This window comes from Virgibacillus dakarensis (genome assembly GCF_900155625.1).
GTDB lineage: Bacteria > Bacillota > Bacilli > Bacillales > Amphibacillaceae > Lentibacillus_C > Lentibacillus_C populi.
In genome coordinates this window covers 100,359-120,784 of sequence record NZ_LT732554.1, presented here as the reverse complement: position 1 = coordinate 120,784, position 20,426 = coordinate 100,359, and the positions used below count along the sequence as shown (strand labels likewise).

At 40.9% G+C, this 20,426-nt stretch carries 22 protein-coding genes; 12 read left to right on the top strand and 10 right to left on the bottom strand.

Translation table 11 applies throughout. The features are described 5' to 3' along the window. Positions 1-319 precede the first annotated feature (319 nt). The gene (gene rsgA, locus CZ382_RS10150; RefSeq protein ID WP_088051143.1) at positions 320-1,378 is read left to right on the top strand and encodes a ribosome small subunit-dependent GTPase A; all 1,059 of its coding nucleotides are present in this window, start codon (positions 320-322) and stop codon (positions 1,376-1,378) included. 83 nt (positions 1,379-1,461) lie between these two features. Here the strand turns inward: rsgA and CZ382_RS10145 are convergent, their stop codons facing one another. After that, the gene (locus CZ382_RS10145; protein WP_088051142.1) at positions 1,462-2,001 is read right to left on the bottom strand and encodes an HD domain-containing protein; all 540 of its coding nucleotides are present in this window, start codon (positions 1,999-2,001) and stop codon (positions 1,462-1,464) included. 478 nt (positions 2,002-2,479) lie between these two features. Between CZ382_RS10145 and fni the strand changes: the two genes are divergently transcribed. From fni to CZ382_RS10100, 9 genes are all read left to right on the top strand, one after another. Then, complete coding sequence (fni, locus tag CZ382_RS10140; protein ID WP_088051141.1) at positions 2,480-3,535, top strand: type 2 isopentenyl-diphosphate Delta-isomerase; 1,056 nt, start codon at positions 2,480-2,482, stop codon at positions 3,533-3,535. A gap of 89 nt (positions 3,536-3,624) precedes the next feature. Next, positions 3,625-4,074, top strand: a complete 450-nt coding sequence (locus tag CZ382_RS10135) for a DUF2188 domain-containing protein (protein WP_088051140.1) — start codon at positions 3,625-3,627, stop codon at positions 4,072-4,074. Between the two features lie 153 nt (positions 4,075-4,227). After that, a complete protein-coding gene (locus CZ382_RS10130) occupies positions 4,228-5,085 on the top strand; it encodes an MBL fold metallo-hydrolase (protein ID WP_088051139.1) in 858 nt (285 codons plus the stop codon). An 89-nt stretch (positions 5,086-5,174) separates the two neighbouring features. Continuing rightward, positions 5,175-5,897 (top strand): DsbA family oxidoreductase, encoded by a 723-nt coding sequence (locus CZ382_RS10125; protein ID WP_088051138.1) that lies wholly within the window; start codon positions 5,175-5,177, stop codon positions 5,895-5,897. A gap of 252 nt (positions 5,898-6,149) precedes the next feature. Further along, positions 6,150-7,103 (top strand): ABC transporter permease, encoded by a 954-nt coding sequence (locus CZ382_RS10120; RefSeq protein ID WP_088051137.1) that lies wholly within the window; start codon positions 6,150-6,152, stop codon positions 7,101-7,103. Beyond that, positions 7,093-8,043, top strand: coding sequence for an iron chelate uptake ABC transporter family permease subunit (locus tag CZ382_RS10115; RefSeq protein ID WP_088051136.1), 951 nt, complete (start codon positions 7,093-7,095; stop codon positions 8,041-8,043). Before CZ382_RS10120 ends, CZ382_RS10115 begins: the two co-directional genes overlap by 11 nt. Continuing rightward, on the top strand, positions 8,037-8,792 hold the full coding sequence (locus tag CZ382_RS10110) for an iron ABC transporter ATP-binding protein (protein WP_088051135.1): 756 nt from the start codon (positions 8,037-8,039) through the stop codon (positions 8,790-8,792). The genes CZ382_RS10115 and CZ382_RS10110 overlap by 7 nt, the downstream gene beginning before the upstream one ends. Positions 8,793-9,062: 270 nt before the next feature. After that, the gene (locus tag CZ382_RS10105; RefSeq protein WP_088051134.1) at positions 9,063-10,013 is read left to right on the top strand and encodes a siderophore ABC transporter substrate-binding protein; all 951 of its coding nucleotides are present in this window, start codon (positions 9,063-9,065) and stop codon (positions 10,011-10,013) included. Between the two features lie 223 nt (positions 10,014-10,236). Then, positions 10,237-10,977 carry a SurA N-terminal domain-containing protein gene (locus CZ382_RS10100; RefSeq protein ID WP_088051133.1) on the top strand — a complete coding sequence of 247 codons (741 nt, stop codon included), beginning with the start codon at positions 10,237-10,239 and terminating at the stop codon, positions 10,975-10,977. A 114-nt stretch (positions 10,978-11,091) separates the two neighbouring features. Here CZ382_RS10100 and hisC read toward each other — a convergent pair whose 3' ends face one another. The 9 genes from hisC to hisZ form a co-directional block, all read right to left on the bottom strand. After that, positions 11,092-12,183 carry a histidinol-phosphate transaminase gene (gene hisC / locus CZ382_RS10095; protein WP_088051132.1) on the bottom strand — a complete coding sequence of 364 codons (1,092 nt, stop codon included), beginning with the start codon at positions 12,181-12,183 and terminating at the stop codon, positions 11,092-11,094. After that, positions 12,176-12,808 (bottom strand): bifunctional phosphoribosyl-AMP cyclohydrolase/phosphoribosyl-ATP diphosphatase HisIE, encoded by a 633-nt coding sequence (hisIE, locus tag CZ382_RS10090; protein ID WP_250889619.1) that lies wholly within the window; start codon positions 12,806-12,808, stop codon positions 12,176-12,178. Before hisIE ends, hisC begins: the two co-directional genes overlap by 8 nt. Further along, complete coding sequence (gene hisF / locus CZ382_RS10085; RefSeq protein ID WP_088051130.1) at positions 12,808-13,581, bottom strand: imidazole glycerol phosphate synthase subunit HisF; 774 nt, start codon at positions 13,579-13,581, stop codon at positions 12,808-12,810. Before hisF ends, hisIE begins: the two co-directional genes overlap by 1 nt. Further along, complete coding sequence (gene hisA / locus CZ382_RS10080; protein WP_088051129.1) at positions 13,571-14,293, bottom strand: 1-(5-phosphoribosyl)-5-[(5-phosphoribosylamino)methylideneamino]imidazole-4-carboxamide isomerase; 723 nt, start codon at positions 14,291-14,293, stop codon at positions 13,571-13,573. Before hisA ends, hisF begins: the two co-directional genes overlap by 11 nt. Further along, complete coding sequence (gene hisH, locus CZ382_RS10075; RefSeq protein ID WP_088051128.1) at positions 14,290-14,895, bottom strand: imidazole glycerol phosphate synthase subunit HisH; 606 nt, start codon at positions 14,893-14,895, stop codon at positions 14,290-14,292. Before hisH ends, hisA begins: the two co-directional genes overlap by 4 nt. Before the next feature lie 69 nt (positions 14,896-14,964). Beyond that, positions 14,965-15,549, bottom strand: coding sequence for an imidazoleglycerol-phosphate dehydratase HisB (hisB, locus tag CZ382_RS10070; protein WP_088051127.1), 585 nt, complete (start codon positions 15,547-15,549; stop codon positions 14,965-14,967). Next, positions 15,542-16,825 carry a histidinol dehydrogenase gene (hisD, locus tag CZ382_RS10065; RefSeq protein WP_088051126.1) on the bottom strand — a complete coding sequence of 428 codons (1,284 nt, stop codon included), beginning with the start codon at positions 16,823-16,825 and terminating at the stop codon, positions 15,542-15,544. Before hisD ends, hisB begins: the two co-directional genes overlap by 8 nt. Further along, entirely contained in the window at positions 16,826-17,461 is a 636-nt protein-coding gene (gene hisG / locus CZ382_RS10060; protein ID WP_088051125.1) for an ATP phosphoribosyltransferase, read from the bottom strand. Between the two features lies 1 nt (position 17,462). Further along, a complete protein-coding gene (gene hisZ, locus CZ382_RS10055; RefSeq protein WP_088051124.1) occupies positions 17,463-18,695 on the bottom strand; it encodes an ATP phosphoribosyltransferase regulatory subunit in 1,233 nt (410 codons plus the stop codon). A gap of 321 nt (positions 18,696-19,016) precedes the next feature. Here hisZ and CZ382_RS10050 point away from each other — a divergent pair, with 321 nt between their 5' ends. Together CZ382_RS10050 and CZ382_RS10045 are read left to right on the top strand one after the other, a co-directional pair. Next, the gene (locus CZ382_RS10050) at positions 19,017-19,829 is read left to right on the top strand and encodes a histidinol-phosphatase HisJ family protein (RefSeq protein ID WP_088051123.1); all 813 of its coding nucleotides are present in this window, start codon (positions 19,017-19,019) and stop codon (positions 19,827-19,829) included. Between the two features lie 144 nt (positions 19,830-19,973). Then, complete coding sequence (locus CZ382_RS10045; protein ID WP_088051122.1) at positions 19,974-20,372, top strand: YbaN family protein; 399 nt, start codon at positions 19,974-19,976, stop codon at positions 20,370-20,372. The last annotated feature ends 54 nt before the right edge of the window (positions 20,373-20,426 follow it).

The window sequence follows — 20,426 nt, the reverse complement described above, 5'->3', positions numbered from 1 at the left end:
CTTCATTAGTTCTACGCCTCGTGTATTGCTAAATATTCTAACATATAGGTGTTGTTTTAGGGAGGTAAAATTTACGTTTAGTCTTGGTAAGATAGAGCATACGGTTATACAAAAGTTTGGAAAAATTCATATAATAGGGATGGCAAACCGTAACAGGATATAGTAAACTTATACTATCTTGTTTATCCATTTTGAAAGGAGTGGTGTTTTATGACTGTATATAATCATTTTTTTATAAACCAAAACACACGTAACAAAGTGGAGGAACGGTCGGTATTTTAACAGGCTTTTCCTCCAACATTCGAGGAGGAAAATGTAGTTGAACAAAGCATTAGAAAAACTCGGATGGGACGATTCCATTCGGGATGCAGAAAATGACAAATTGGCACGGGTTATTACTGTGCAAAAAAATAGCTATCGAATTTCTGACGGAGAAGTAGAATATTTTGCCCATTTAAGTGGGAAATTTTTGAATCAGGCGACCACTGCACTTGATTTCCCTGCTGTGGGCGATTGGGCAGAGGTACAGAAATTAGCGGACGAACAAAAAGCGGTAATTCATCGTGTTTTGCCTCGGAAAAGTCAGTTTATCAGGCAAGCTGCTGGATTAAAAACGGAAGGACAAATTGTTGCTGCAAATATGGATCTGGTTTTTATTGTGAATTCGCTTAATCATGATTTAAACGTCCGCAGAATGGAACGTTATATTTTGGCAACGTATGAAAGTGGTGCTTCTCCAGTTGTCGTGCTTACGAAACTGGATGAATCTACGCCAGAAGATGTTATGCGGATCATTGCTCAAGTGGAAGAAGTGGCGATCGGAGTACCAATTGTCGCAATCAGCAGCATAACGGGAGAGGGCATGGAGGAACTTCTGAAATATTTGCCAGCACAGAAAACAGTTGCATTACTTGGATCATCAGGTGTTGGTAAATCTACCTTAGTGAATAAATTACTTGGTGAGGAAGTACAGGAAACCAAGGATATCCGTGAGGCAGACAGTAAAGGACGTCATACAACAACTCATCGTGAAATGTTTATCATGCCAAACGGTGCATTATTAATCGATACCCCTGGAATGCGCGAGCTGCAATTGTGGGATGGGGATTCGGCTATTGATACAACGTTTCAGGATATTGAGGCATTGGTGCTGGAATGCCGATTCACCGATTGTCAGCACGATACAGAGCCTGGGTGCCGTGTCCAGGAAGCATTAGCATCAGGTGAATTAACTGTGGAGCGATTTCAAAGTTATTTGAAGCTGCAAAGGGAACTTGCTTATGAAAAAAGAAAACAGGATCAAAAAGCACGGTTAGAGGAAAAGAATAAATGGAAGCAAGTATCTAAGGAATTGAAAAATAAGTATAAATTTAGGTAGTAAACACCTTCCCCGCCTGCTGGGGAAGGTGTTTTACATCAACGCGAGAACGAGAACATTAACCCGAAAAGAAAACAGGAATATCAGCCGAAAACGCGTGCCACGGCTTCCTCAAATTCACTGAAGTAATTCGGAATTTCATTAGCTTTTAGCCCAACATACATATTCGCTGCTATCGACTGGTTATACCACTTTTGTTTGTCAAAGCCTGCATTGAAATGCTGCCATACCGCATCGCCTAGTCGCGCGAGATCCTGTTCCAGTCCAAGCAAATTGTCCAATTTGTCGGCTACAATTAGATATTTTACCTCTTTACAAGCATCTCGGACCGTATCAATAGTATGCTGTTTTCGTTCCTGCCACGGTTTTGATTTGTCCTCTGTATGCGCCGCGACAAGCTGTGCAACTTTAGCCCCAAACGTTTCTTCTATATCCTCAATCTCATATAGTGTGTCTTCAACCACATCATGCAGATAGCCGGCACAAACCAAGGCTTCGGAAAAGCCTGCCAGCTCCAAACGCTCGGCAACACGGATTGGGTGAGTAATGTAAGGGACATTAGAACTCTTTCTTGTTTGCCCATAATGTGCCTTCTCAGCAAACGCCTTTGCCCGTTGCTTCAAAAGGGTTCCTCCTTTATCTTTTTTGTTTCTTACTAACTATCCTTTACACGAAGATTCCAAAGATATTTTTGTTGTATCCTGCATTTTTTATACTGGGGTGCAGGAGAGTATAAAGTACAACCCGAAAGCCTTTCAATTTAAGTTCCTTATTGAAATGATCTTTGGCAAGCTGCGAGTTTCTTTATCCTTCTATAACTAGCTTCACGAGATGACGAATTACTTTCTGAATGGTTTGACTTTAGCCATCATTCACGTTGCCTAACGTGGAGCGGGTTTGCCAGAACTTTTATTCTATTTATCGAGAATTATGCACGAACCGGCCATTATTGTAAACAATCAAGCTATGGACGTTTGTTTTGGTCATTGATTTTGTGGTATTCCCGGAAAAGGCATAAACACGCAAGGTTCATTTCCCTTTCAAAACAGCATGGAAACAAGTAAACTTAGGGTAGAAGTAATATTGGAGGCCTAAGCTATCATGGATACAGGAATTAACAAACGGAAAACTGAACACATTCGCCTATGCTTAACGGAAAACGTGGAAGGTGTTAATAAAACGACGGGATTAGAAGGAATTTCGTTTATACATAATGCATTGCCGGAAATTAACTTTGCCGATATTAAGCTGGATTCCACTTTTTTAAATAAAGCGGTAAAAGCACCGTTTCTAGTGAGCTCCATGACTGGTGGCTCGGAGCTTGCGGAAAAAATTAATACGAATTTAGCCATTGCTGCCGAGGAAAGAGGCTGGGCGATCGGGCTCGGTTCTACAAGGGCACTGCTTGAGAGTGATGCACATAAAGAATCCTTTTTAATTCGCCAGCATGCACGATCCGTTCCGCTAATTGCAAATATAGGTGCGGTGCAACTGAATTATGGGTACGGTGCAAAAGAATGCCAGCGATTGGTTGACTTGACGGAAGCGGATTCGCTTTATTTACATTTGAATAGCTTGCAGGAAGTTGTTCAAGATGAGGGAGATCTGAATTTTAAAGATCTTTTGCCGAAAATAAAAGAAGTATGTAAAGCCTTACCCGTTCCTGTAGGTGTTAAGGAGGTTGGTTTTGGTATTGATGGGACAGTAGCAGAGAAATTGTATGAGGCAGGGGTCTCTTACATAGATGTTGCTGGTGCTGGCGGAACATCATGGAGTCAAGTGGAAAAGCTTCGTTCCAAGGATTCATTGCGAAAAGCCGCCGCGGAGGCGTTTAACAGCTGGGGTAACCCTACTAAAGATTGTATCGTTTCGATAAAGAGTAAACTGCCGGAGGTGCCGATCGTTGCCAGCGGCGGAATGAAAACAGGTGTTGATGCTGCCAAAGCAATGACAATTGGCGCAGATATGATCGGGTTTGCCAGACAATTACTACAAGCGGCAACAGAGTCCGCAGAAAAAGTCATGCAAGCGATGGAACAAATTGAATTTGAAATGAAAATGGTAATGTTCGGGATTGGTGTGAAATCAATTACCGAATTGAAAAATACAAATCGGGTAAGTATTATGGGACGGTCATTGCTTGATGAGGAAAGCTAAAGCCTATTTCGGTTTTAGCTTTTTTTAATGAATATAGTTTTATACCTTTCAGAAAGGGAATTGTACCAGAAAACAAAGGAGGGGATAATATGCCCTGGACATTAAATGACTATCCTTCATCAATGAAAAATCTCGATAAGGTTGTCCGTAAAAAAGCTATTGATATAGCGAATTCAATGGTTGATGAAGGGTATGAAGAGGGACGGGCAATTCCCATTGCCACACAGCAGGCAAAAGAATGGTATCAAAATGCGGATAAAGAAGAAATAAAAGCTTATGAAAAAACGGGGAAGCCGACGGAAAGATCTAAAGAAGGAAAACGTTACGAAAATAATCCGGAACGTTTAAATGAAGGGGAGCATGTTGTTGCTCATGAAGACGGTTGGGCGGTTACATCCAGTAAAGCCAAAAAACCAAGTGCTGTTTTTGCAACAAAAGATGAAGCAGTAAACCGTGCGAGAGAAATCGCCCAAAATAAAGGAACAGCACTGATTGTGCACAAGCAGGACGGCTCTGTACAAGCAACCTATTCCTATTAAATAGTTAGAAGGCAGGCAGATAGGATTTGTACATTCAGGTTTTGTCTGTCTTTTTTCCGCCTCCAGCCTGGACGATAAGGTGCAAACTTTAATCAGTGCTGCGTATATTTTCCAATTTTAGTTCAAATACTAGCAGAAAATGGAGGTGGTAAAATGGATAACGAGAAACGTAAAAGTGAGGATGACAAATTTATCCCGATGACATCAATAACGAGCGGAGTTGGCGAAGAAGTCCGTAACGATGTTTACTATTATACCGATCAAATTGTCAATATCAGTTTTATTGGCTTGCCGGAAGAAGAGGAGTGGGTTCTTGTTGACGCAGGTTTACCAAGAGCTGCAACGGAAATTCGTGCTGTTGTACGTGAGCGGTTCGGCAAAGACAGTAAACCAGCAGCAATAATCTTGACTCATGGACATTTTGATCATGTTGGCGGATTGGTTGATTTGATGCAGGAATGGGAAGTCCCTGTTTATGCGCACAAGCTTGAGCTTCCTTATCTAACCGGTGAAAAAAGCTATCCGGAACCAGACGCGACAGTTGAAGGAGGGTTTTTGGCTAAAATATCACCGATTTATCCAAATGAACCGATTAATCTGGGAGATGCTGTAAAAGCCTTGCCGAACGATCATTCTGTACCTGGATTAACGGATTGGAAATGGATCCATACACCAGGACACGCACCAGGCCATGTCTCCTTTTTCAGAGAAAGCGATCGGACACTCCTAGCTGGAGATGCTTTCATTACGGTAAGACAGGATTCATTTTATAAGGTGTTAATGCAGACGGAGGAGGTTAATGGACCGCCAAGATATTTGACAACCGATTGGTATGCCGCATGGGAATCGGTAAAAAAACTTGCTGATCTAAAACCGGAATTGGCGGTTACAGGTCATGGACATTATATGGAAGGTGAATCTCTAACAAAAGGCTTGCAAAACCTTGTAGAAAATTTTGAACAGATTGCCGTTCCGGATTATGGCCGCTATACGGATGGGAATTTGCATTAAATGGTATTTCTCTGGTTATTTGTAAGCACAACAGTATTCAAAAAAAGTTTTCCTGTGCTACAATAACTAGTGAAATGAGGTGTTTCAACATGAAAATCGAAATATGGTCCGATTTTGTGTGCCCTTTTTGCTATATGGGGAAGCGCAGGTTGGAAAAAGCTTTAGAAAAATTTTCGCACAAAGATGCTGTAACGATTGAATATAAAAGCTACGAACTCGATCCAAATGCGGAAAAAAACCCCGGTAAAACAATCCATGAATTAATGGCTAAAAAATTTGGCTCAACGGTAGAAAAAGCAAAAAGCATGAATGATAATATGGCAAAGCAAGCAGCTGAACTTGGGCTTGTATATAATTTTGATACGATGCAGCACACGAACACGCTTGATGCTCATCGGGTCGCTAAATACGCTGAGGAAAAAGATAAAGGAAATGAGATGACGGAACGTTTGCTAAAGGCATATTTTACGGACTCTAAGCATATCGGCGATCCGCAAACATTAATAGAACTTGCCGGTGATGTTGAGTTGGATCCTGATGCTATCCATACATTGCTTCAATCAGATAATTATTTAGCAAAGGTACGTGCAGATGAGGAAGAAGCAAAGCAAATTGGCGTTCAAGGTGTTCCGTTTTTTGTTTTTAATGAAAAATATGCTGTGTCCGGTGCTCAGCCGACAGAGGTTTTTACCGAGGTATTGGCTAAGGTCTGGGAAGAGGAAAGTGAAAAGCCTGCCTTACAGTCACTAACTCCGAAAAAATCTAAGACAACGTATTGTACAGATGATGGCTGCTGTGAAATTGAGGATTAACTGGATGTCTTAAAAACTAACTCTAACAGGGTTAGTTTTTTATTCTTAGGAAAAACAGTTCTCAAAACCGACACAAAAATGTGATATTTATTACATAAAAACCATTGAACCAAGTTATTTAATCTGCTATAATCTTTTGTAGAATCTAATTGATAATGAATATCATTCTTAATTAGATTGATTAGAAGGTAATAATTATTCTAAATAGCCATGTTTGTGGTTGGCATGAGTTTTTCGAGTCGAGGTCATTATATGAAGATACGGTATTTAGTTATAGCAGTCATTATTCTTTCTGTTACTTCTGTTTTTGTTGGGGTTTCCGACGTTTCTCCACTTGACTTGTTCAGCTTAACAGAAGATCAGAAAAAGATTTTGTTCGTCAGCAGGATTCCCCGGCTATTAAGTATCTTAATTGCAGGGATGAGTATGAGTATATGTGGTCTGATTATGCAGCAGCTAAGTAAAAATAAGTTTGTATCACCTTCCACTGCAGGTACCCTTGATTCCGCAAGATTAGGAATTCTGGTTTCTATGATGGTGTTTACATCCGCAAGTCCTTTGGAGAAGATGCTTGTATCGTTTGCCTTTGCGCTGCTTGGCACACTTATTTTCATGAAGATTTTAGAAAAGGTTAAGTTTAAAGATGCCATATTCATTCCATTAATTGGTTTAATGTTTGGAAATATTATTAGCTCAGTATCTACCTTTTTCGCTTATCAAAATGATCTGATTCAAAACATGTCATCCTGGATGCAAGGCGATTTTTCGATGATCATGAGTGGGAATTACGAATTGATGTTTGTAAGTATTCCTATTCTGTTGTTAGCAGCTTTTTATGCCAATAAATTTACCATTGCAGGAATGGGGGAGGACTTTTCCAAAAACTTGGGTTTAAATTATCGGCAGGTGGTGAACCTTGGACTAATCATTGTGGCCCTGATAACGGCATCCGTTGTGTTATCGGTTGGCATGATCCCGTTCTTGGGCTTAATCATCCCTAATATCGTTACCATTTATCAGGGGGACCACTTGAAGAAAAGTTTGTTACATACCGCATTGTTAGGTGCTATATTCGTATTAATGTGCGATATCATCGGCAGAATTATTATTTATCCTTATGAAATTCCAATTAGCTTAACCGTTGGGGTGATAGGTAGCGGAATATTTATCTATCTATTATTAAGGAGAAAGAAATATGGATTATAAAAAAAAGACAATTATTCTAGCCGTTATCGCAACGTTACTTACACTCTTATTTGTGTTCTACGACCTAAGTGGCAATATTGGGTACATCCTGCCGAGAAGAATCATCAAGGTTGTTGCTATTATCCTGACAGGAGGGGCGATTGCATACTCCACAACGATCTTTATGACCATTACCAATAATCGGATTCTGACACCAAGTGTCCTTGGACTGGATTCTCTTTATTTATTGATCCAAACGGTTATGATCTTTCTATTTGGTTCACGGTCATTAGTGATGATGAGCAGTAAACTAAATTACGTATTCTCGCTCGGTATTATGGTTCTGTTTGCTTTAGTTCTTTACCGCCTGTTGTTTCGGGGAGAAAAGAATAATGTTTACTTCCTGTTACTGGTTGGTATGATTTTAGGTACCTTTTTTGGCAGTTTTACCTCATTTATGCAGGTGCTAATCGATCCGAATGAATTCATGGTTGCGCAGGATAAAATGTTTGCCAGTATTAATAATGTCAATACCGATCTTGTTTATCTGTCGATTGGAATGATAGTGTTAATTACATTGTATTTCATGCGTTTTTATAAGTATTTGGACGTACTGGCACTAGGGAAAGATGATGCAATTAATCTAGGTGTTCCTTATGATTACGTGGTCAAACGCTTATTGATCATTGTCGCCGTGTTAATCTCGATTTCAACCGCATTAGTCGGACCGATTACATTCTTAGGATTGCTTGTTGTCAACCTGGCGTATGAGTTTTTAAAAACGTTCCGGCACTTTTATATCATTATCGGATCGATGCTAATTAGTATCATTGCCTTAATTGGCGGGCAATTTATGATAGAGAAGGTTTTTGCATTTCAAACAACCGTCAGTGTCGTTATCAATTTTGTTGGCGGTGTGTATTTCATATATCTTTTGTTAAAGGAGAATAAATCATGGTAGATATCAAACATGTATTTAAAAAGTATAACCAAAAAAAGGTAGTAGATGATGTGTCTCTCAAAATCGAAAAGGGAACCATTACATCATTTATTGGCCCCAATGGTGCTGGGAAAAGTACGTTGATTTCAATGATTAGTCGTCTGATCGCAAAAGATGATGGTGAAATAACGATTGATGGGCAAGATATCTTGCAAGCAAAAAATAAAGAATTGGCGAAGAAGATTTCCATTCTGAAGCAGTCGAATGCTATCAATCTGAAGCTAACGGTAAAGGAATTAGTGTCCTTTGGCCGCTTCCCTTATTCGCAAGGTAAATTGAATAAAGAGGATTGGGAAAAAGTCGAGGAAGCCATCGATTATATGGAACTCCGTGATATGCAGGATAAATTTTTAGATGAGCTCAGTGGTGGGCAGCGTCAACGTGCACATATTGCCATGGTTATTGCGCAGGATACGGAATACATTTTGCTTGACGAACCACTAAATAATCTGGATATGCGTCATTCTGTATCGATCATGAAAACATTACGCCGACTTGTCAATGAAATGGGCAAGACCATTATGATTGTGATTCATGACATCAATTTTGCTTCTTGCTATTCCGATAATATTGTGGCACTAAAAGACGGAAAGATTGTCAAACAAGGTCCAACTTGTGATGTCATTGACAAGTGTGTATTAAAAGACATTTACGATATGGACATTGATATTAAAGAAATTGATAACCAGCGCATTTGTGTTTATTTTTAGTGGCTAGTGCTGCATGGAGAATGGAAGTAAAAAAAGTCCCCTTATATGGAAGCGGTACGGCCATGCCCCAAACCAATATAAAGGAACCCGACTACCATTCATCTTACCTTGTTTTCTTCATTTGGTAAATGAATATGCTTTATTGCAATACATTTGAATGAAATTTGCGTATTGAGCGCTCAATACGCAGAACATATTACTATATATTTCTTTCACTTCATGCAGCGTTAGCTATGTAAAATAAAAAATATAAAAAAGGAGTTTATTCATATGAAGAAATTTGCACTAATTTTAATAGTTGGTTTTCTAGCTGTCATGATTACAGCTTGCGGCTCAAAAGATTCAGCAGACAAAACAGAAGATAAGTCTGGAGATAGCAAAGATTCTACCATCACGGTTAAGCATGAACTTGGTGAAACAAAAGTAGAGAAAAATCCGAAGAAAGTAGTTGTGTTTGACTATGGCATCTTAGACACATTAGATGAACTTGGTATTCAGGTTGCCGCGGTTCCACAAGGGAGCATCCCATCCTATTTGGAGAAATATGATAGTGATGATTATGAAAATGTAGGTAGTTTAAAAGAACCGGACTTTGAAAAAATTGCTGAAGTTGATCCGGATTTAATAATTATCTCTGGACGCCAATCCGATGTGTATGATCAATTGCAGGAAATAGCACCGACGATTTATCTTGGTGTAGATACCACCCGTTATATGGATTCGTTCAAAGAGAACATGGAAACAGTCGGTAAAATATTTGATAAAAAAGATGAAGTTGACCAAGAACTTACCAAAATTGATGATTCCATTGCTTCGTTAAAGAAAAAAGCGGAAGAAGTGGATAAAAAAGGGCTGATCATTTTAGCAAATGATGATAAAATAAGTGCCTATGGTCCAGATTCGAGATTCGGTCTCATTCATGATGTGTTCGGTGTTCCAGCATCTGATGAAGACATTGAAGCTTCTACACACGGACAGAACGTTTCCTTTGAGTATGTAAAAGAACAGGACCCGGATTTATTATATGTCGTGGACCGAAGTGCTGCTATAGGTGATGAACCGGCCGCGAAGAAAATTGTAGAAAATAAACTGATGAAGGATACCAAAGCCTATAAAAATGACGATATTACGTATCTCAACCCAGAATTCTGGTATCTCTCCGGTGGCGGACTTGTATCCGTACAAGAAATGATTAAAGAAGTTCAAGATAGTTTAGATTAATTTTTGGGGACAGTCCCCGCCACGCTAACGTGTTGTTGCGATGGGGGACTGTCCCCATAATTGTGGCAAAAAATAGGCTGGTGTGTCATGAAATTGTTAAGTTAACACGTCAATGCCTGCCATGATCGTCTTCCCGAGGGGTAGCTACAAAAGCTTGACTTGCTATTTGTATGGCATATATGTTTGAATGGGAAGACAATAAATGAAATGAGGGAAGAGTCCGATGAAAAAATTAGTCATGCTAGTAGTAGCACTAAGTATAGTAACGATGTTGGCCGCCTGTGGAAATAATTCTGACTCTGGTTCCAGTTCCGATGCAGGAAAGAAAAGTGGCGATCAAAATAAAACGGAACAACAGGCAAAGCAGGCTCAAGACAAGGATGTTAAGATTTCCGACGATGAAAAGGTTAATAAAGATGATGTTGTCGTGCAAGTGAATGATACCAAAATAAAAGGTGATCAATACAATAATATTTATGCCCAAACCAAAGTGGCAATGAATCAATTCGGCGAGGATGTTAGTGACAAAGACAAGTTAAAAGAACAAGCAATTAATGTACTTGTTCAGCAGGAATTGTTAAAACAGGATGCTAAAAAGCAAGGAATAGACATTTCAGGCGAAAAGGTACAAAGTGAATTTGAAAAAATCAAAGCAGAAAATGAGGATCAGTTTGCGGCGGTACTCGAACAATATCAGCTTAGCGAACAAGCTTACAAGGATCAGCTAGCGTTCGAACTGACTGTAGATGAGTATATTAACAAGGAGATCACCGGAACCGATGTTACAGATAAGGAAATCAAGTCTTATTATGATGAGCTAAAAGAACAAAGTAAAGATATCCCGGAATTGAAAAAAGTTAAGGAACAAATTAAAGATGAGCTGACGAAACAAAAAGAAAATGAAAAACTGCAAGCAAAAATAAATGAACTCAAAAAAGACGCTGAAATTAAGAATATGATTTAAATGGAAGCCCTCTCCAGATTTGGAGGGGGTAAATTGTTTATAAATATCCACCTGAAAGCTGAGACATCAACCCCGGAGCCGGAATATCAACGCGAGAGCAGCCAGTCCGTGTCATCAGACTCGGGCGTGTACGCCATCCTTCACAAGTTCCGCTATCACTGCCCCCAGTTTTTCAAAAAAGACAGTCATAGCTGTATCTGTTCCAATTGTAATGCGCAAATAATTGTCAATTTCCGGTTTGTCAAAGTAACGAACAAGCACACCATTCCGCTTTAGTTTTTCATACAGTAGTTTTGCCGACAGTTTATAGTGGCTGGCAAAGATAAAATTAGCCTGGGAAGGGAGGACGGTAAACCCATTTTGCTTCAGCCGTTTTGTAACCCATTCACGAGTTTGGACGATTCGCTCCACCTGTTGTACAAAATACTGCTGATCTCTGATTGCTGCCTCTGCACCAACAATCGCCAAACGATCCAATGTGTACGAATTAAAGGAATTTTTAATCCGTGTTAATGCCTCGATAAGTTTTGCGTTCCCTAATGCATAGCCGATTCTAAGCCCAGCAAGGGATCGTGATTTGGACATGGTTTGCACAACGAGTAAATTGTCATACGTATTGATAAGCGAGACCGCGGATTCCCCGGCAAAATCAATATAAGCTTCATCAATGATCGCAACCCTGCCTGCGTTATTCTTAGCAATATCCGCTACATGCTCAAGCTCTAAATAAATGCCTGTAGGTGCATTTGGATTAGGAAAAATGACACCTCCATCTGATTGAAAGAAGGAACTTGTTGTAATGGAAAAATCCCGGTCCAGTGGAACTGTTTCATAAGGAATATCGAATAACCGGGCATACACAGGGTAAAAACTGTACGTAATCGCGGGAAAGCGTATGGCTTTTCCTGGATCAAAAAAAGCCATAAAAGCGAATGCCAGTACCTCGTCAGAACCATTGCCGACAAATATATTTTCTGAAACCAGCTGATGATGGGCAGCAATTGTTTCCCGTAATGAATCTGCAGTAGGGGAGGGATATAGATTTAGTTTCCGGTCCAATTCCTGGGTAATGGCCTCCGCTACATGTGGTGAAGGAGGATAGGGATTTTCGTTCGTATTCAATTTTATAATCCCTTTCCCATCCATTTGTTCACCCGGTACATACGGGTCAGCTCTTAATGCCATTTTGCTCCAGAGTTCACTCACTACGGATCCCTTCTTTTTGCATATGACGTTGATAAAGTTCCTTTCTAATGTCCGAAAGCGTCACATTGCGGATTTGCATTAATATGAGCGTGTGATAAATGAGGTCGGAAATTTCCCAGATCAGTTCCGCATTATCAGCATTTTTCGCCCCAATAATGACTTCACTTGTTTCTTCCCCAACCTTTTTAAGTACTTTATCAATCCCTTCGTTAAATAAATAGGTTGTGTAAGATCCATCAACGGGGTTATCACGCCTTGATTTTATTGTGTTGACAAGCTGATTAAGTATAGTAAAATCTGCACCATTATCTTCTTGGTACAGCTGCTTGTAAAAACAGGACTCACTTCCCGTATGACAGGCTGGTCCAAGCGGCTGTACTTGTACTAATATAGCGTCCCCGTCGCAATCATAGGACAAACGTTTAACCATTTGTTTGTTTCCGGATGTTTCCCCTTTATTCCAAAGTTCTTGTCTGCTGCGGCTGAAAAGCCAAGTCTCTCTTGTCTCAATCGTTTTTTGTAAAGCTGTTTCATTCATATATGCAAGCGTAAGGACCTTTCCCGTGTCAATATCCTGAATGATCGCGGGAACTAGACCAGATTCATCAAATGTTACTCGTTCCATTATTTCGTCCACGATGGTTCCCTCCTCATTGTTATGCCGTTCGCAGCTAAATAATTTTTCAAATCAGGTATCGATATTTCACTGTAATGAAAGACAGAGGCGGCGAGTGCAGCATCAGCTTGCCCCTCGTTTAAGATTTCCGCAAAGTGTGCTTTTTCACCGGCACCACCACTTGCGACAACTGGAATCGTTACCGCATCGGCTACCTGCTTTGTTAATGCCACGTTAAACCCGTTTTTGACACCATCGACATCCATCGCATTTACAACGATTTCACCAGCCCCAAGCTCTGCGCCACGTTTTGCCCATGCGATTGCATCGATTTGCATGTCGACTCTGCCGCCGTTCATAAAAACGGACCAGCCAGATGATGTACGTTTCGCATCGATCGATAAAACAATGCATTGACTGCCAAACTTAGCTGCCGCCTCTGTTATAAGCGATGGGTTTTTGAGCGCCGCACTGTTTAGGGATACTTTATCAGCACCTGCCCGAAGAACACGATTAATATCAGCAACCGATCTTAGTCCCCCGCCAACGGTAAACGGAATATTAATTTCTGTCGCAACCCGTTCGACAATAGCTACAAAAATATTCCGGTCCTCATTTGATGCTGTAATATCATAAAAAACAAGTTCATCGGCACCATCAGAACTATAGTGTTTAGCAAGTTCAACTGGATCTGCTACATCACGAATTTGCTTAAATTTCTTCCCTTTGACGACTCTGCCTTTATCAACATCCAGACACGGAATAATTCGTTTAGCGAGCATCGTTACTAGCCTCCATTAATGATGGCAAAGATAAGGTACCGTCGTATAATGCCTTGCCAATAATCGCTCCATAAAGATCTAATGCCGCCAATTTATCAATATCCTGAATGCTTGCTATTCCACCTGACGCAATAACCTTAATGGAGGTTGCTTCATTTATTGCTTGCAGTTCAGCGAAGTTTGGTCCCCCAAGCATGCCGTCTTTTATAATGTCGGTATAAATAATTGTTTTCACACCAATTTGCTCCAGGTCTCCCGCAAGCTCCATTGCTTTTACGTTACTTGTTTCCATCCATCCGTTTGTTGCTACCAATCCGCCTCTGGCATCAATGGAAACCGCGATTTGATCTCCATACTGATCGACCGCTTTTTGTAAAAATTCTTTATCGGTGATGGCTGCAGTTCCAATGATCACCCGACGGGCACCAGCCGAAATATATGCTTCGATGTTCGCCAGTGAACGGATCCCGCCGCCAACTTGAACGGGAATGGGGCTATTCTCGGCAATGGTTTGGATCATTTCTTTATTAGGGGAATCGCCTGTTTTTGCACCGTCAAGATCGACAATATGCAGGTATTCGGCACCCTGCTTTTCCCACTGAATGGCGATATCCACCGGGGAATCACTATATACATTTTCTTTGCTATAGTCACCTTGCACTAAACGTACACATTTTCCGTTCCGTATATCAATTGCTGGAAACAGTATCACGTGATCAACTCCCCGAAGTTTTTTAGTAGGTTAAGTCCTGTTGCACCGCTTCTTTCCGGATGGAACTGTATCCCGTATATGTTGTCTTTTTGTACAATCGCCGGGATTTTTACGCCATAGTCACAGCTGCTTAATAGTTCATCCGCAAGGTTTCCATCAATATAGTAGGAGTGAACGAAATAAACGTATGACTGTTCAGCAATATCCATTAAGATTGGATGGGTGCGGTGGTGTGATAAAGTGTTCCAGCCCATATGCGGCACCTTCACATTACCCGTAATTCGGTTTACCGATCCTTTTAGAATCCCTAACCCTTCCCAGTCACCATCTTCAAAACTCTCGTCATACAGTAACTGCATGCCCAGACAGATGCCAAGGATTGGTTTTCCGACAGCTGCTTCCTTCCGTAATAGCGCTGCTAATCCAAGCTCATCAAGTGCATCCATCGCATCTTTAAATGCCCCAACCCCTGGCAGAATAATAGCTTTACTCGCTCTGATCGTTTGCTCATCAGTAGTTAAACAAGACGCTATATCCAGTTTTGTTAATGCAGATTGAAGGCTCTTAATATTCCCCGCACCATAATCGATAATCGCAATCATTTCTCTATCTTCCTCTCAAGTGGGGGCCGATCAATTCTGACCTCTGGCCTCTGATATCTGACCTCCGGATTACAACGATCCCTTAGTCGAAGGAACGCCTTTAATACGCGGATTCTCCCTCGTTGCTTCATCAAGTACACGTCCAAATCCTTTGAAAATGGATTCGACGATATGATGGCTATTGCTGCCATATGCAAGATTAATATGCAATGTTACTTTTGCATGGTTGACGAACCCTTGGAAAAATTCCTCGACAAGCTCTGTATCAAAATCCCCAATTTTATCCTTTAGCCCATTAACTCGATAAACGAGATGGGGACGGCCACTAATATCCAGCGCGAGTGTTGATAATGCCTCATCCATTGGGATGGTGACTGTCGCATAGCGGTTAATTCCTTGCTTCTTCCCAATTGCTTCCTCAAATGCCTGCCCAAGTACGATTCCAATATCTTCAACCGTATGATGCTGGTCAACTTCTAAATCACCTGTACATGTAAGTTCCATATCGAATAATCCATGCTTCGTCGTCAATATCAGCATATGATCAAGAAATCCTACGCCTGATTGGATCTTGGCGGTTCCAGTTCCGTCAATGGTAAAGTCCATGTTAATCGCTGTTTCTGCTGTCATCCGCTGAATCGTACTGTTACGCATCGTTAGCATCCTTTCTTACGTTAATTGCATTTGCGTGTGCCGTTAATCCTTCTGCTTCAGCCAACGTCACAATTTGTTCGGAAGCTTGCAGCAGGGAGGATTTTGTATAATGAATAATGCTCGATTTTTTAACAAAGTCATAAACACCGAGTGGAGATGAAAAAATTGCTGATCCGTTTGTTGGGAGCGTGTGATTCGGTCCGGCAAAATAATCTCCTAAAGGCTCAGGTGAATATGGCCCAAGAAAAATTGCACCAGCATTCTTGACAAAATGCACGTTTTCTGCCGGGTTTTTAACCATAAGCTGTAAATGCTCCGGAGCGATTGTATTTGCCAGGGCAAATGCTTCCTCTAAACTATCTGCTATAATGATTTTTCCATGATCGCTTAATGATTTTTTGATTATTGTGTTTCGCTCAAGTGAAGCTAGCTGTTTCTCGATTTCCACCTGGATAGCTTCAGCGAGTTGTTTACTTGTCGTTATACAAACCGCTTTTGCCCGCTCATCGTGCTCAGCCTGGGATAACAAATCTGCTGCAGCGTAACGTGGGTTAGCCGTTTCATCAGCAATAATACAAATTTCACTAGGTCCAGCGATCATATCAATCGCGACATCGCCAAACACCCATTTTTTCGCTCGGGCGACATAGGCATTTCCGGGGCCAACGATTTTCGCTACCTTTTCAATTGTGGATGTACCATATGCAAGGGCAGCAATTGCTTGGGCACCACCAACTTTGTAAATATGATCAACCCCTGCCTCATATGCCGCAGCTAAAACATACGGGTTCACCGTTCCATCGGATTGTGGTGGCGTTACGACCGCGATGGAGCTAACCCCTGCCAATTTTGCCGGAAGTACATTCATTAAGACCGTTGAGGGATATGCCGCTTTACCGCCAGGAACATAAACGCCAACCTTTTCAAGTGGTGTGATCTTCTGTCCCAGCATATTTCCGTTCTCGTCGTTGATGAACCAGGACTGTTCAACTTGGGCTTTATGGAACCTGCTGATATTTTCCTTTGCTTGTTTTAGTGCCTGGATAAATCCATTGCTCACTTGTTGTCGTGCCTCATTTATTTCGGCTTCCGTTACGACAAGGCTATCCAGTTTTACTTGATCAAATTGCTCGGTATAGCGGAAAAGTGCCTTATCACCTTGATTTCTAACTTGAGAAATAATCTCCAGTACATTTTGATCAAGTGTTGCGTCTTGAAAAACTCCCGACCGATTTTCCAGCGCAGTGAGGTAGCTCGCTTGAGTTAGTATTTGCATTTACATACGTACCTCCAATACTCGATTCAGTTTCTCCAAAAACAAGTGGATACGCTCTGATTTCGTGGCAAAACTGGCCTTATTAACGATTAATCTTGTACTGATTGCTTCTATCGTATCGATTACCTTTAATCCGTTTTCCCTTAAAGTTGTTCCGGTTTCTACAATATCAACAATGACGTCGGAGAGCCCGATGAGTGGTGCCAATTCAACGGAACCATTTAATTTAATTGTTTCCATCGGGATGCCTTTTTTTTGAAAATATGCCTTTGTAACGGCTGGATATTTGGAAGCAACTGTAAGCTTTTTCCCGCTGTCTACTGCGGTATTAGGCAAACCAGCAAGGACAAATTGACACGTTCCAAACCGGAGATCCATCATTTCGTATACATCAGCCTGCGCTTCGGCAATATTATCTTTGCCGACAATCCCGATATCGGCAGCACCTTTTTCAACATATGTCGGCACGTCGATTGCTTTCACATATACTAATTTAAAACTATCTGTTTCATCATAAAAAATTAGTTTCCTGGATTTCTTGTTAAAGGCAGGAAAGTGAATTTCCGCTGTCTCCAGGAGCTTGATTGTTTGGTCAGCGGTTCGTCCCTTTGCCATGGCCAACGTAAGATAACTCAAGTCAAAATCCCTCCTTAAACAGGTCTAATAATTCTGCTTGACTGAAAAAAGCACGAGAAGTCTTTTCGTTAGCGATAAGATTTTGTGATTCCTTGTAATAGATAACATTGGCAGCAGTTTGATTGTTTGCTTCTCCACCAATTGGATCGATACGTACACGCACACCTTGATTCCGCAGTACTTGCCCGCTAGATAGTGCTTCCCTTCGCTTTGACTCTGTATAAAGGATTTGAATATCCACCGCCGGATCCATAACCGGAAAGAGGGATTGCTGGCTCATCACCTGTAATACCGCAGCAATATCAAAGGCAAACCCAATCGCAGGAAGGGCCCTCTCGAACTGTTCGGCTAATTGATCGTATCTGCCTCCCATCAATACGGGCTTTCCGTAATTTTCAACAAACCCTTGGAATATAATGTCGGAATAATAATTCATGTGGTTAATCAACCCTAAATCAAAAGAAATAAATTGTTCCGCATCGTATAATTTTAGCCCTTCCAGCAAGCTGTGAAGATCTGTAACTTTCTCTTGCATCTGGTTGTTTAGCGCAACGGATTCCGCATGTTTGATAACCTTTTCTGGATCCCCATACAATAATGGAATTTGCAGTAAGGATTTTTTACTTTCCGGTTGAATCGGCAGGTTTTCCAGGAATGCTTCTATTTCGGAGACATTCTTGGCCTGAATAATTGCCTGAAGCTGTTCAATTTCTTGCTTGGAAAGTTCTATTTGCTTTAACAGTTCCTTAAAAAATCCGGCATGACCAATCTCAAGCTTAAACTGTTCAAAGCCCAGATCCTGTAATGTATGAATCGCTAAAGCAATCACTTCTGCGTCTAATTCGTCAGTTTTTAACCCGAAATTTTCTATGCCAGCCTGCATCTGTTCGCCCTGATCAAAACTTGCGTTGCGAAAGACGGTAGAGATGTAAAAGAGTCGCTCATCATCCCAATCCAATTGGTTTCCTGCCGCAGCCCTTCTTGTAATTGGTATCGTGACGTCCGGCCTGAGCACGAATACTTTCCCGGCTGGATCAATGACCTTTACCATCTTTTCTGGATGAATCATGCCAGTATTGGTTTGGTACAAGTCGTATGGCTCAAATGCCGGTGTTTGAATTTGCCTGTAGCCATAAGTAGCAAAGCGATCCTTCATTTTTGCCAAGAGATATTCTTTTTTCTGGTAATCATCAAGACTAAGTGTATTGCTAGTGTGAAAAACGTCCTGCAGCATAAAAGATCTCCTATTCTATAACTTTATCACTCTATTGCTTTATTTAATTAAAGTTATATAGTATTCTAATAATTAATAGTATGAAAGTCAAGTACAAAAGTGGAAGCGCCCGTTCAGCGGCGTATGTGCTGGACTGAACCGTAGGAGATAAAGGAAACACGGTGAGCTGGAAGCGAGCCGATGTTGACTTATCGTACGGAGGCGGGTGTTGCACACTAGCCGCTGGGCGCTGGAGCTGGACGTGGCTGGCGCTGAAAATGGAAAAAATAACGCCCAATTTTTATACTATCTTTACCAATAGCAAAAGGGAGGAATTTTCCGATGTTTGACTATCACGTTCACAGTACATTTTCGGCAGACTGTGATACACCAATGGAAGAGAGCATCAAAAAGGCAATCGAAATAGGACTTAAAGAAATTTGTTTTACCGATCACATTGATTATGACTATCCAGATCGTTCCATTATATTTGATTTAGATTTGGCGCAATATAATCGTAAGCTAACCAAATTACAAGAGAAGTATGCTAAGCAAATAACGATTAAAAAGGGAGTTGAAATTGGTGTCCAGCCACATCTCCTGAGCCGGTATTCCCAATTAACGGCAAGTGAAACATTTGACTTTGTTATCTGCTCGATGCACACCACCAATAAACAGGATCTGCATTCTGGTGAATTTTTTACCGATAAGTCAGTTGATGAAGCGTACACTGCCTATTACAATGAGCTGCTTTATTGTGTAAAGCATTATAAACAGTACCAGGTTTTGGGACACCTTGATTTGGTAAAACGGTATACAAGGGAAAGGGCAACGAAAGGCTTCAGGGAGGTAATAGCGGAAATTTTTAAGGTCATTATTCCAGAAGGTAAAGGGATTGAGTTGAATACATCTGGCGTTCGGTATGGGTTAGAGAGCGGTATGCCGAGTGCCGATATTTTAAAAGTGTATAAGGAGCTTGGCGGCGAAATCATCACACTTGGATCCGACTCACACACTTCAAGGACAATTGCTTTTCAATTTAACGATGCGTTGGCACTGCTTCAAACACTTGGATTTCGTTATATTACAACATTTGAAAAAGGAAAAGCAAAGCAGCATCCAATCGAGGGACTATCCCCATTAAAATTGTCATAAAAAGTTCGCCATACAGTACGGAAAAAAACAAGGCAAGATGATACAATAAAGAATAAGGGAAAGAATAATTGTAGTGTGTGTTCAAAATTCGCTACTTAATCATTTGATGACTTTTTGAACAACCTCTTATAGCTGATGTTAATTATGGAGCAGGTAAAGAAGGGACTCCTGATCATTTGCGGGACAATTTCTCTCGTACTCGGACTATTGGGGATTGTTTTGCCGCTTTTACCAACAACGCCATTTCTTTTGCTGGCGGCAGCTTGCTATGTCCGCAGCTCAAGAAAATTATATCAATGGCTTTTAAACAATAAATATTTTGGGCCGTATATTGAAAATTACCGGGCGGGAAAAGGCATTCCATTAAGGGCAAAAGTAATCGGTGTCTCACTGCTATGGATTTCCATGGGGTACACCGTTATTTTTGTAATTCCATTATTCGCGATTAAAGTATTATTACTACTAATAGCCGCGTATTTTACTTGGTTTATTTTAAAGCAAAAAACATTAAAAAAGCAGAAGCACTCGGTTGGCAACATGTGAATGTACCTGTCAGCGGGGAATTTCCGGGTGTGAAAGCTGTTTTTTAGGCAGGAG